We start from the raw sequence: 13348 nt of genomic DNA on the forward strand, positions 1-13348 counted from the left end.
TCTCCAATTCGCCGTTCAGGCGCCCTGCTGGGCGGTGCCATCGGCATTCACTGCGCCGACGGGGCCTTGGTTCACCAGCATGGCGGCATCATCGCCGGAACGCAGGATGATCTCGCTGGGCACGATATCCAGCACGATCGTATCCCCGCGCACGGCGAAGTTTACAGGGCCTTCGCTACCCTCGTGATCTTTCACCAATATGGCAGGCATGGGCTGGCCAGATGGCCATGCCAGGAATGTGGCTGTGCCATCGTCGTAAATCCGTTCCGGCAGCAGCGCACGATCACCGCTGGTGGCCCAATCGAAATTCAGCGTGGTGGGATCCAGCACGGCGTAATCATCATTCGCAGCGGCCAGTTCCACGGCATTGGCGCGCCCACCGGGATCAGCCGAGGCGAGGGCGGTATCCTCCACCGGTTCCACCTCCACTGGATAGGTGAAGGTGAGCACATACAGCGGGGTGCGATTGGCCGGGTTGGCCACCAGATCGAACAGATAGGTGTGGCGATTGGTCACCACCGTCATATTGGTGGCAGCGCGCGGCTCCAGCGGCTTTACGAACAACAGGTTGGCGCGGCGATTGGGCGTGACCTGCCAGCTGGTGGAATCGCCGATGGCAACGTTTTCGATCGCTTCCCCATCGCCGAACTGGATGGTGGATTGCACATTCACCTTGCCCTCGATCCGCACCACCTGGGTGGAATCATAGAGCCGTTCCTGAAGGCGCGGGTCCTGCGCTGTGGCAGGTGCGGCAATCAGGGTGGAAGCAAGGAGGAGCGCAGCAAGGCTGGCGCGGATCATGACAATTTCTCCGAAGTTCGAACGGGCGCAGATTTGAAGCGGCTGCCAATGCCGCGGGCGCGGGAAGGGGCAGCGGTGCCGCTGCGCGATTGATCACTGTGGCCGCCCTGCACGATGCGGGTATCGCGGCCACCGCTTGTGCTGCCGGTATCATTGGCGGCGGCGGGCGTGTTTGCCGTAACGCGGATATCGCGTGCGGGCGGCGGGGTGGACTGGGCCGCGCGGTCGCGGGCGCTGGTGGCGGTGAGTGCTTGTGAAGGCGGCGCAGCAGCGGGCGCGGAATAGGCGGTGTTGGCGCCGCCGCGTTCATCCGCACGCGCGCTTTGCGACAGGCCGAACACGCTCCACCCGGCCACCATCGTCGTGGCGACTTTCAGCACCATGAACATCAGCGCCAGATGCACCGCACCGATCATGAAGAATGCCATCGCGGGGCGCACGTCGATCTGGCCCGGCGTGCTCATCAGGCTGGAGAGGACCGGTATCGCCAGTTCCAGCATCAGCGATCCGCCCAGCACCGCGAACAGCGGGGCCAGCGCCATCAGCACCACGCCCTTCAGCCAGCCGACGAACAGGCCGCGCGTGCCATCGAACAGCGCCAGCAGGATGAAGATGGGACCAAGGCCCATCAGGATGGCCAGTGCGATCTTGCACGTGGCCAGCACGCCAACCGTGCCCAGCAGCAGCATGGTGCCGCCCGACCATAGCAGGCCCGGCGGGGAGAAGAGGGAAGTGTCATTGGCCATGGCATCGCCGCCCGATGCCTCCATCAGCGACAGCATCACCACGTCCAGCTTGTCTGCAAAAATGATGGTGGCGGACCCGTCCGTACCCATCAGCACGGTGGCGATCTGATCGGGCGCGCCCACGGCAAGGTTCCAGAACACGCTTTGAAACGCCACCCAGCTGGTGGCAAAGGTGATCACCAGCACCAGCGTAACCATGCGCGGCGTCAGCGATGACAGGCCCAGCCGCGTGCGCCCGGTGATCATGCCAAAGCCGAGGAACGCGATCCACAGCGTCAGCAATATGGTGAGCGCGGGGCCAAAGCTGCCTTCCGCGCTGAACAGGCGATTGAACGCGGCCTGCGCCATTTCCGACGCAGCGCAATCCACCCCGCGCAGGGACGCGCCGATACCGGCACCCACGCCCTCCATGGCGCGCATGCATTGGGCAGACGCGGCGCTCATTCGGCGGCCTGCCAGTTGAAATCATCGTCTTCCAAGGGCTGCGCGCTGCCAGGCCATGGCCTGTTGGTGAGCGCGGGATACCATTGCGCAGGATCATCGCCTACCGCTTCGCGCAGCAGGTCCAGCCGGCGCACGCTGCTTTCACGGCCGGAGAGCATGGTGAGGACCTCCGGCGCGCCGGAAAGATCCAGCCGCACGACGACGCTGGCATCGGGCTGGCGGACAAGGAAACAGCGGCTGTGTGCGGGCAGCGACTTGATCAGCGCCAGCTCATGCTCTGTCAGGCCGAAGCCGTCGCAGTAATCCTCTGCCCGTGCGCGGGCGTTGGGCATGAAGACCATCGTCGCCGTCTGCTCCACCAGCGCGGTGGAAATCTTGCTGTCCAGCGCATCGCGCGCCGATTGCGTGGCAAAGCCGACCAGCGCATTGCGCTTACGCAGTGTCTTCAGCCAATCCCGGATGCGGGCTGCAAACACCTCGTCATCCAGCGCCTTCCACCCTTCGTCGATCAGCACCATCGTGGGCTGGCCGTCCAGCCGTTCGTCAATGCGGTGGAACAGGTACATCATCACAGGCGTGCGCAGCTTGGGATTTTCCAGCAGCGCGGTCATGTCGAAACCCATCACGCGGGTGGACAGGTCCAGCTTGTCGACATCGTTATCGAACAGCCAGCCGTGCTCGCCATCCTCGATCCAGGCAGACAGGCGGTCTGCCAGATCGCCGGGCTGGGGACGTTTCGCGCCCGATACCAGCTCCTTGAAATAGCGCAGGCGCCGCAGCGATGGATCATTGGCATAGGCCGCGTCTACCGCCGCCGCGATGGTGGCGCTTTCCTCCGGCCCCTCCGCCTTCAACACGACAGTCAGCCAATCGCGCAGGAAACCGCGGTTGGCAGGCGTATCGGGCAGGGCCAGCGGGTTGAACCCGGTCGGCTCTCCCGAACGGATGCGATCATAGGTGCCGCCGATGCCGCGAATGAACAGCTCTGCGCCGCGATCCTTGTCGAACAGGATGGTGCGCGGATTGAACTTCTGCGCCTGCGCGGCGAGGAAATTCATCACCACGGTCTTGCCTGAACCCGACGGCCCGATGACGGAGAAATTGCCCAGGTCGCCGTGGTGAAAATTGAAGAAGAACGGCGTCGAACTGGTGGTTTGCAGCAGGGTCACCGCCTCGCCCCAGTGGTTGCCATCGGCCTGTCCCAGCGCAAAGCCATGTAGCGAACCGAAGCTGGCCATATTGGCTGTGCTGATCATGGCGCGGCGCACGACGTAGTGCTCGTTACCGGGGAACTGGCCCCAGAAGGCAGGCTCCAGATTGGTATCCTCGCGCACGGCAATCGCGCCGGTATCGGCCAGGCTGGCAGCGACAGAGGCGGTGGCATCGTCCAGCCGTTCCAGATTGCGTTCGCGTACCAGCACGGTGAGGTGGTGATCGCCGAATGCGACGGAGCCCGCGCCAAGCTCGTCCCGCGCGGCCATCATCTCGGCGCGCTCTGACTGGGCTTCCTCGTCCGCGCTTTTCAGGCGGCGAATGGCGAGGTCGATCTTCTCCCGCGCGGTCTGCCGTTCTTCGGGCGCAAAGCTTTCCGTCACGATCATTTCGTAAGGCAGGCGCAGCATGCCATCCAGCAGGCCGGGGCTGGTGGCGTCGGGATAATCCTTCAGGCTGAGGATGGAGGCGAAATCCGCCCCGCCCGATCCACGCAGCTCCATGGCATCCAGGCCGAAGCTGGCACGGCGATAGGGCAGCATCAGGCCGATATCGGTGTCCTCTTCCGGGCGGCGCACCGGGCGCATCTCGCCATTATACAGCGCGCTGAGCAGTTCCAGCACTTCATTGTTCGTGTTGCCCGATGGGCCGACATAATCGCCCAGCGGCTGCGCCCCGTAATCGCCAAGGCTGGCGGAAAGCGCCTGCAAGGCCGCGCGCAGCGATCGCAGATCCTTGGGATCGACCTCGTGCTCTGTATCCTTGCGGCGCAGCATCTTGCTGGCCTTTTCGGCAAGGCCCGCCTTGCCCCGTGCAGGGCGGCGCACCAGCGTGACGAACTGATCGTTCACGAACAGGGAACCGGAGGAAAGCTTCTCTCTCCAGCGCGCATCAATATGGGCGGACAGCGGATCTTCAAATCCGGCTTCCAGCTCCACGCTCACACGGCGGCGGATCACGTGGTGATACATGACGAACCGCGCATCCAGATTGCTGCGCAGCATCACTTCGCGCGTTTGCGCATGGGCATTCAGGGCATCGGTATCTTCGGTTTCGAACAGCAGGCCAGGCACCTGCAGTGCGGCCATCAGCGAACCATCGCGCAGCAGCATGACATTCTGATCAACCAGTCGCGCATAGGACAGGCGCTCACCGGCGTGCGCTTCCTTGGCGCTCCAGGCTGCGGCTCCCAGTCGCCATTTGGGCCACTTGGTTTTCATGTCTTTACTCCATGCCACCCATTTGCAGGCGGCGGTTCGCTTTCGCCCGGACCGTTTTACAAGGTCAGGCGGTGTAGCTGTTGCAGCCCCAGCGGCTGTAATTCTTCACTCGCGGGCATTTGCTGACCTTGGTCAGCCACAGATCGAAAATGCGCGGTTCCCGCAGGCAGGCGAAATAGCCGATCACGTGCATGATGATGGGGATCGGCAGGATCCACAGGCTCTTCAGGATCAGAAACGCCTCTGTCGTCACCAGCGCATTGATGATGAAATAGTTGAACGTCACGCCCGCAAACATCTGCGGGCGGGTCAGCGCGCGATGAACGGGGTGGCGGATCAGTTGCATTGCGGGGCCCTTACCCTGCCGCGCCCTGGATGCCCGCCACGATGGAGGCAGCGCCAAAGATGATGAAACAGCCCAGGATCACCGTCGCGCCAAAGCGCCAGTTCATTCGCCCCGTCAGCATCATGAAGCCCACGGCCGCCACGGCCATCACCGCAACGGCGGTGGCCACGCTGCCCAGCAGGGTGTTCTGCATCCAGCCAAGGGCGTTGTTGATCGGGCCGGACCCTGCGGGATCCTGCGCATAGGCAGCCGAAGGCGCGATCAGCACTGCAACAGCGGCGGCAAGGCGGTAGAAAGCAAGCATTGTCAGTCGGAACTCCGGGAATGGTCGGACAGGCGGCCCATGATCGCAGCGACATAGACCTGTGTTTCTCTAATACGCGGGATACCGCCGGATCGGATCACCCGACCGGGGCCGGCGTTGTAGGCGGCCAGCGCCTTTTCCAGATCGCCGTCGAACCGGTCCAGCTGCTCTCTCAGGTAGCGTGCGCCCCCTTCAAGATTGGCAAGCGGATCGTCGGGATCGACGCCAAGATCGCGGGCGGTGCCCGGCATAAGCTGCGCCAGGCCCCGCGCACCGGCGGGGGAAACGGCATCTGCGCGCCAGCGGCTTTCCTGCCACACCACCGCTTCCAGCAGGGCGGGCGACAGGTCAAACCGATGCGCCAGATCGGCAACATAGGCGGCGTAGGCTGCGGGTATGGCGGATGAATGGCGCAAGGTGTCGGCCACCGCGCCTTCCGGCACCAGCGCCATGGCGTGCTCGGGAATTTCGGTAATGGGGGTAGGCGGGAGGATTGCATTCATTCCAACGCGTTCCACTGGACCTGCGATCCACTGGGCATCGCCAGCGGCGGATACCTCCAGCACATCCGCCTGCGCGGGCTGCGCGCAGAGGCCGGCCAAAGCCAGCGCAAATGTGGATGTGCCAAAACGCAGAATCATCAAACCCTCCAAGGCCGCCCCAATGCGTACAACAAATGACAACGGCATGACAGTCCGGGCTAAACCTCACCATTGTGCAGTCGCTGTGCGAACCCTTTCTAAGGCGCGCAGCAAAAAGCCCGGAAAGCCGATGCCTTCCGGGCTGTTGTCACGTTATTCGCGCCGGGGCATCCACAGGCCCCTAAATAGAAGTAGCTGAACCGGCGATTATTCCGCTGAGCTATCCAGCGACGACAGCGCCAGCCGCGCGGCGCGGCGGGAATCGATCCAGTCGCCATTCGCCAGTTCCAGTTCGTACCGGTCCTCGCTGTTGATGGCATCGCGGTAAGCCTGCTGCGCCAACTGGTATTCTCCCACCGCAGCATAGGCTGCGCCAAGGTTGATCAGCAGCGCGGGATCGCTGGGGTTTTCCGCCCGTGCCTGCTCCAGCTGGGCGATGGCCGTGCGCGCTTTGCCCGAAACCAGCGCATCATACTCAACATCGCGGGTTTCGATATCAGGCGTGGTGGTGGCGGCCGTGGGGCCGGCCTGCGCCAGCATGAGAAATGCCAGGGTAGCGGTTGCAAACATCGTCTTCTCCCAAAGTTCGTTGAATGCAATTTGCGCGCATCACGGCCCTATCGCAACAAAATCGTCATCTTGTCACAAAAGCGCAATATTCGGCCATGGCAAAAGTTTTTGCACGTTAAATCAATCGGATAATCGCAATGTGACAATCGGTCACACGAAACCGTAACACGGTCGCCAAAGTGTCATTTGCCAAGCCTAGCCGTCCCCTTGCGACATCGCATTCGCATTTTCTGATTCTCGGTTTTTGAGGGGACCGCTCGCTGTGACTACTTTTTCTCGCTCTTTGATCCTTGGTTGTTCCGTTCTGGCGCTGGCCGCCTGCGGACCCGATGAGATCGCTTCGCCCGGCACCGGCGGCAATGTGACGATCAACAACGGCACGCCGACACCATCGCCCACCGCAACGCCCACGCCCACCACATCCCTGATCACGCCAGCGGGTGGCTGCCCCACGATTGCCGATTCCCAGGGCCTGACGGACGAGGGCACCATCAGCAACTCTGCCGGGGACGAGTGGCGCGTGTGCGCAACGCCGCTGCGCTTCAACGCCTCCTCCACCCTGCCGCAGATAGACGGCCTGCTGTATCGCCTGCCCGGCCAGGTTAACGTGGGCACCGATGGCGGCCCCGCTGCAGACAATAGCGACGGCCTTTCCGATACCAATGTCGAACTGACCATCGAGCCGGGCGTGATCATCTACGCCGCCGGTTCTTCCTTCCTGAACGTGACGCGCGGCAACTCCATCGATGCCAACGGCACGGCAGACAAGCCGATCATCTTCACCAGCCGCGACAATATCGTTGGCCTCAACAACGCCAACTCCTCCGGCCAGTGGGGCGGTGTGGTGCTTTCGGGCCGCGCGCCGATAACCGACTGTTTCGAAGCGCTGGCAACGCCCGGCACGGTGGATTGCGAACGCCAGGTGGAAGGCGCGTCCGACCCCAGCTTCTTCGGCGGCAACGATCCTTCCGATTCCTCCGGCTCGCTCAGCTATGTGCAGATCCGCTATTCGGGCTTCGTCCTTTCGGGCGACAATGAACTGCAGTCGCTCACCACGGGTGGCACCGGATCGGGCACCACGCTCCACCACATCCAGTCGGTCAACTCCTCCGACGATGGCGTGGAATTCTTCGGCGGCATCGTGAACATCAGCAACCTGATCGTGGCCGGTGCGGAAGACGATTCGCTCGACACCGATACGGGCGTGAAGGCCAATATGCAGTACGTCCTGGCCGCGCAGCGCGACGGCATTGGCGACGCGATTATCGAGGCCGATTCCAACAACGGACTGGAAGACCAGACCCCGCGCCAGAACACCAGGGTCAGCAACTTCACCTTCATCCAGCGCAAGGCGGATGACCAGGTGGTGCGGATCCGTGGCGGCGCGGATTACAGCCTTTCGAACGGCGTGATCTTCGATGCCACCGGCGCCACGCCGTGTATCCGCATCGACACACCCGAAGCCGTTCGCGCAGCCAATGCCGGCCTCGACGATGTCGGCCCACCGGAATTCAACTCGGTAGCCCTCGATTGCGCCACCGATTTCCGCGACGGCAGCGGCGTGACCGCAGCAGAAGCCGAAGCAATCTTCGATAGCGGAACGGGCAATGACAAGGCCTACACCCACACGATTGCGAACGGTTACCTGAACGGTGCCAATGAAGATGGCTACACGCCGATCTTCGATGCAACCGCGCTGTCGAGCTTCTTCGATACCGTCACCTACATCGGTGCGGTTTCGGCTTCGGACGACTGGACGCAGGGCTGGACCTGCGATTCCGCGGCGGTCTCCTTCGGCAACAACACCGGTGCCTGCACCGAAATTCCGGCTTTGTAACGGTGATGGCGGGGAGGGGGCACATCGCCTCCTCCCCGCTTCACACTGCGGGCCGTGCTGCCCGCCTTCAATCTGTTAATCGACTCATGAGGGGGTCATACCAATGACAACTGGCAAGCGGCTGGCGGGGCTGCTCTTGCTCACCACCGCGCTCTCCATTCCGGGCGCGGCATTTGCCCAGGCAACATCCGGCAGCGCGCTGTCTCCTACTGAGGAGGATGTGGAGCGCGATGATCTGCTGGATGAAAATCCGGAGCAGATGCCGGAAGAGATCGAAGAAACCGATATCTCGGTTCCGGGTGGCTCCATCATCGTGACCGGGCGTATCAATCGTGACCCCACGCGCAATTCCTCCCAAGTCGTCAGCGTGCTTTCGACAGAACAGATCGCGCGTACGGGTGAGGGGGATATCGCCGGTGCACTGAACCGCGTAACGGGGCTTTCGGTACAGGGGCAGGGCTTTGTCTATGTGCGCGGCCTTGGCGATCGCTATTCGCTGGCGCTGCTGAACGGCCTGCCGCTGCCATCGCCGCAGCCGCTCAGCCGCGTGGTGCCGCTGGATATCTTCCCCACCAGCGTGGTGTCATCCAGCCTGGTGCAGAAAACCTATTCCGCCAATTTCCCCGGTGAATTCGGCGGCGGCGTGATCAATCTCACCACCCGCGCCATTCCCGATGAAAGCTTTTTGGAAGTCAGCGGCGGCATCAGCGGCAATACCGAAACCACGTTCCACAATGGCCTTGCCTATTATGGGTCCGACTTTGACTGGTTCGGTTTCGACGATGGCACGCGCGATGTACCGCCCGCCCTGCAGAACTATTTCGATAGCGGCATCAGGCTGAGCGATATTCCGCTGGACGCCTCGCAGAACTTCAACGATGCGCCATTCACCCAGCTCGACATTGGCAAGCAGCTGGGCAATCCCAACCTGATCCTGCTGCAGAAGATCGGGGATATTCCGGTCAACTGGTCTGCCGGTATTACCGCGGGCCATTCGCTGGATGTTTTTGGTGACGGCCTGTTGGGCATCGTGGCCACCGCCTCTGTCAGCAACAGCTGGCGCACGCGCGACATTACCAAGCAATCCATCCTCGCCGATTTCACGCTGGATAGCGATTTCAACGATCTGGTGACGGATAACCGCGTGCTGGTGAATGCGCTGCTGGGCTTTGGCCTGGAGGTGGGCGATCATAAGTTCCGCTGGACCAATCTGTTCATCCGCGACAGTTCGAAACTTGCGCGCCTTTCGCGGGGTGAGGATTTCCAGGATAACGACAGTATTCAGCAGCAGCAGACCGCATTTTTCGAACGCCAGCTGATCGATACGCAGCTGGTGGCCGAAATGGAGTTTGGCGATCTGGGCGTGGACCTGCGCGGCGGCTATGCCCGCACGGATCGCGAAGCGCCGTATGAATACACCTTCACCTATGTGCGCGATAATGCGCAAGGGGCCCTGAGCGACCAGTTCATCAACGTGCTGGACCGGCAGACGGGCGATGCTTCCGTGGTGTTCTCCGATCTTCAGGAAGAGCTTTACGCAGGCGGCATCGATCTGAGCTATCCGGTGTTCGACAATCTGGGGCTGACGGTGGGCTATGCCTATTCCGATACGGATCGCTATTCCGAACGGCGCGAATTCCTGTTCAACGCGCCCACCAGCTTCCCCGATGCCGTGGGCCTGTTGCGACCCGATCTGCTGCTGGGCGATGCCATTCTGGACGCCTTCGATGTGGGGCTGATCGAATCCACGCAGAACGATCCCGCCTTCGCCTCCGCACTGACGGTGCATGCCGCTTACGGCAAGATCAACTGGGAGCCTGTGCTGGGCGTGATCCTGGATCTGGGCGTGCGGTATGAAACTGCCGATCAGACGGTGGACCCGGTGGATGTGTTCAACACGCCCATCGGTTCTGGCAGCAGCACCGCGCTCAGCAATGAGTACTGGCTGCCCGCCGCCACGCTGACGGTGGAGCCGATGGAGAACCTGCAATTGCGTGCCAACGCCTCCACGACATTGGCGCGCCCGCAATTTCGTGAACTGATTTTCCAGACCTATTATGACCCCGAAACGAACCGCCAGTTCAACGGCAACCCCTTCCTGGTCGACAGCGAGCTGACCAATTTCGAACTGCGCGGGGAATATTACTTCGGCGGCGGAGACAGGGTTTCGCTGGCCGGTTTCTACAAGGAAATCGACAAGCCGATCGAGGCATTCTCCAGCTTCTCCGACAATGCGCAGCTCACCAGCTTTGCCAACGCGCCCAGTGCCGTGCTGTGGGGTGTGGAAGCGGATCTGCAATACACCTTCGATCTCTACAATCTGGGCGGCTTTTTCGAAACGAAAGAGCTGCTGCTGATCAGCAACTACACCTACACCAATTCCGAAATATCGGTGGTGGACGGCGATATCACGCGCCTGTTCCCCGGCGGTGATACGCCGGCATCCAACCTGTTCGTGGACGGTGTGCCGCTGACCGGGCAATCCGATCACCTGGTGAATTTCCAGCTGAGCTTTGAAGATACAGAGCGCCTTCAACAGTTCAGCGTGCTGTTGAATTACGCCAGCGAGCGTGTGACCAGTCGCGGTACGTCCGGCCTGCCGGATATCCTCGAAGACCCCGGCCTCACCGTGGATCTGGTGGCGCGGCATGGCTTTGATCTGATGAGCAATGAGGTTGAGCTTAAGCTGGAAGCGCGCAACATTTTTGGCCGGCCGAACGAGGAATATCAGACGGACGGGACAAACAGGGCAGAGATCAACAGCTACGAACGCGGAACGAAGCTGTCCGCATCGCTCTCCTTCACATTCTGACGGCAACTAACGGCGCGAGAAAAGCGGCCTCTCACCTTGGGTGAGGGGCCGTTTTCGCGTCTGGCGATGGAGCAAATCAGATCAGGTCGAGCACATAGCCCTTGCCATGCACGGTGCGCAGCAATTGCTCCGCCCCCACATCGCGCAGCCCCTGGCGCAGGCGCTTGATCCACACATCCACGGTGCGCAGGTAATCGGGGTCACCATCCTTGCCTAGCGCATCCACCAGTTCCTGGCGCGACAACACGCGATTGGGATTTTCGGCCATGAAGCGCAGCACGCGAAATTCATTGGGCCGCAGATCGATCAGATCGCCATCCCAGCGCGCCTGTTCACCCGCGACATTGATCTGCAGATCGCCAAATTCCAGCATCTGCGGCTGGTTGACGCAATGACGCTGCGCAAACAGCGCCAGCACCCTGTCCAGCATGCCTTGTCGGCCCAGCGGTCCAACTGCGTAATCATCGGCACCGGCCTTCAACGCACGGCGGCGATCTTCGGGATCGTCCTCCTCTAGCACCATCGTGATATGCGCCTCGCTCATCCGCGGATCGGCGCGCAGGCGGCGGATCATTTCCAGGCCGGACAGCCTATCCATCACCCAGTCCACGAACACCCAGGCATTGCCGTTCGCCAGCGACAATGGCCCGTCCGGCGTCAGCGCGGCGAAGCGGAACACGGCGCTGCCATGCTCGAAATCCGCAAAGCGCGCCGCTTCGCTATTGGTCGTGAAAATGCTGATGCGGTCCATTCGCCACTGCCCGGTTGTTTCAGCCTGACAATTGGCAAGCCAGCATGACCGGTCTGTGACAAAGGCGCGGCAATTCGCACCAATTCAGACAGTGGCACCAGCGCGATCAGGCGATGGGCGGAGCGGGGCAGTACTTGCTCAGATAATCACGATGGGCGGGCATGTGCTGAACCAGGAACCGGATGGATTTCTCGATCTCGTCCAGCTCGCTCTTGGTGGCGGCCATATCCAGCGTTTCGGCCATCGCGTTATGGCCCTTCATGTCTATTCCCTGGCCCATCATGACCGCCGCCCAGCTGGTTTCGGTGAACAGCTCGTCCTCCTCCCGGAAGATCTGGCCCGTCTCCTGAAACAGCGCGACGCGTTCGGTCAGGCTGTCGGGCACGCTCATGTTGCGGCAGTAATTCCAGAACTCGGAATCGTCGCGCGTCGTGGTGTTGTAATGCAGGATCAGGAAATCGCGGATGCGGCGGTATTCGGTGCCGGTCAAGCGATTGAAGGTTTCGCGCTGCGCATCGGTGATGCCGTCCAGCGACAGCACCGCGATCAGCTTTGTCAGCCCTGTGTTGATGAGGTGAATTGAGGTTGATTCCAGCGGCTCCATAAAGCCTGCCGAAAGGCCCAGCGCCACCACATTGCGGTTCCAGAACTTCTTGCGCCGCCCGGTGACGAAGCGCAGGTGGTTCGGATCGGCGGTGGGCTTTCCGGCAAGGTTGCCCACCAGAATATCGGTCGCCTCGTCAGCCTCCATGAAAGCATCGCAATAGACATGGCCGTTGCCGTTGCGATGTTGCAGCGGCACCTGCCATTGCCAGCCCGCGCTGTGCGCCGTGGCGCGCGTGAAGGGTGCGGGCGGACTGCCATCGTCGCGATTGCAGGGCAGGGCGACGGCGCGATTGCACGGCAGCCAGTGGGTCCATTCCTCGTAACCTGTCTTCAGCGTCTGCTCGATCAGCAAGCCGCGAAAGCCGGAGCAGTCGATGAACAGGTCGCCCCCTATCACTTGCCCATCCTCCAGCGTGACGGAGGCGATATCGCCCGTTTCCGCATGCTGGGTGACGTCGGACACCTTGCCCTCCTGCCGCACAACGCCGCGCCCCTCTGCATATTTGCGTAGGAATGCGGCGTAGCGTCCGGCGTCGAGATGATAGGCGTAATTGATGGGCGGCAGATCCTCTCGCTTGGTATCCGCCGTGCGCGCGAACTTGCCGAAATATGCGGCCATCGTTTCTGCATTGAAGACCTGGATCGGGCGATTGTCGCCGCGCGTCTTCATGTAATGCCACACGTGGTGGAACGACATGGCGCCGATCTGATAGCCGTAATTGCCGAAAGGGTGGATGTAGCTGTCGCCCACCGCGCCCCAGTTCACGAACTGGATGCCCAGCTTGAAACTGCCTTGCGAGGCGGCCAGCATCTCTCGCTCGTCGATCTCCAGCAGCTGGTTGAAATCGACGAAGGGCGGGATCGTTGCTTCGCCCACGCCCACGGTGCCGATGGCTTCCGATTCCACCAGCGTGATGGAAAGCTCCCGCCCCTTCTTCAGCCGTGAAAGCGTGGCGGCGGCCATCCATCCGGCAGTGCCGCCGCCAACGATAACGATTTTATCGATTGCCATGGTGTTGCTCGCTAAATCCTCTCGCCAATGGTCTAGCCATGTTCGG

Annotated in this window: 11 protein-coding genes; 2 read left to right on the forward strand and 9 right to left on the reverse strand. The window is 61.9% G+C overall.

From position 1 onward, the window contains the following. Positions 1–15: 15 nt before the first annotated feature. From GRF63_RS13990 to GRF63_RS14020, 7 genes are all read right to left on the reverse strand, one after another. Positions 16–801, reverse strand: coding sequence for a TrbG/VirB9 family P-type conjugative transfer protein (locus tag GRF63_RS13990; RefSeq protein ID WP_160486653.1), 786 nt, complete (start codon positions 799–801; stop codon positions 16–18). Next, positions 798–1991 (reverse strand): TrbL/VirB6 family protein, encoded by a 1194-nt coding sequence (locus tag GRF63_RS13995; protein ID WP_237392503.1) that lies wholly within the window; start codon positions 1989–1991, stop codon positions 798–800. Before GRF63_RS13995 ends, GRF63_RS13990 begins: the two co-directional genes overlap by 4 nt. Further along, positions 1988–4423, reverse strand: a complete 2436-nt coding sequence (locus GRF63_RS14000) for a VirB4 family type IV secretion/conjugal transfer ATPase (RefSeq protein WP_160486654.1) — start codon at positions 4421–4423, stop codon at positions 1988–1990. Before GRF63_RS14000 ends, GRF63_RS13995 begins: the two co-directional genes overlap by 4 nt. Positions 4424–4487: 64 nt before the next feature. Continuing rightward, complete coding sequence (locus GRF63_RS14005; RefSeq protein ID WP_160486655.1) at positions 4488–4769, reverse strand: VirB3 family type IV secretion system protein; 282 nt, start codon at positions 4767–4769, stop codon at positions 4488–4490. A 10-nt stretch (positions 4770–4779) separates the two neighbouring features. Then, positions 4780–5073, reverse strand: coding sequence for a TrbC/VirB2 family protein (locus GRF63_RS14010; RefSeq protein WP_160486656.1), 294 nt, complete (start codon positions 5071–5073; stop codon positions 4780–4782). Between the two features lie 2 nt (positions 5074–5075). Next, positions 5076–5714, reverse strand: a complete 639-nt coding sequence (locus GRF63_RS14015; protein ID WP_160486657.1) for a lytic transglycosylase domain-containing protein — start codon at positions 5712–5714, stop codon at positions 5076–5078. Positions 5715–5921: 207 nt separating this feature from the next. Beyond that, a complete protein-coding gene (locus tag GRF63_RS14020) occupies positions 5922–6284 on the reverse strand; it encodes a tetratricopeptide repeat protein (protein WP_237392504.1) in 363 nt (120 codons plus the stop codon). 262 nt (positions 6285–6546) lie between these two features. Here GRF63_RS14020 and GRF63_RS14025 point away from each other — a divergent pair, with 262 nt between their 5' ends. Beyond that, positions 6547–8121 (forward strand): hypothetical protein, encoded by a 1575-nt coding sequence (locus tag GRF63_RS14025; RefSeq protein WP_160486658.1) that lies wholly within the window; start codon positions 6547–6549, stop codon positions 8119–8121. 103 nt (positions 8122–8224) lie between these two features. Beyond that, on the forward strand, positions 8225–10933 hold the full coding sequence (locus tag GRF63_RS14030; protein WP_160486659.1) for a TonB-dependent receptor domain-containing protein: 2709 nt from the start codon (positions 8225–8227) through the stop codon (positions 10931–10933). A 76-nt stretch (positions 10934–11009) separates the two neighbouring features. Here GRF63_RS14030 and GRF63_RS14035 read toward each other — a convergent pair whose 3' ends face one another. Then, the gene (locus GRF63_RS14035) at positions 11010–11684 is read right to left on the reverse strand and encodes a response regulator transcription factor (protein WP_160486660.1); all 675 of its coding nucleotides are present in this window, start codon (positions 11682–11684) and stop codon (positions 11010–11012) included. Between the two features lie 106 nt (positions 11685–11790). Further along, the gene (locus GRF63_RS14040; RefSeq protein ID WP_160486661.1) at positions 11791–13302 is read right to left on the reverse strand and encodes a tryptophan halogenase family protein; all 1512 of its coding nucleotides are present in this window, start codon (positions 13300–13302) and stop codon (positions 11791–11793) included. Positions 13303–13348 lie beyond the last annotated feature (46 nt).

Origin of the sequence: Aurantiacibacter rhizosphaerae (assembly GCF_009807005.1) — a bacterium.
Lineage (GTDB): Bacteria > Pseudomonadota > Alphaproteobacteria > Sphingomonadales > Sphingomonadaceae > Alteraurantiacibacter > Alteraurantiacibacter rhizosphaerae.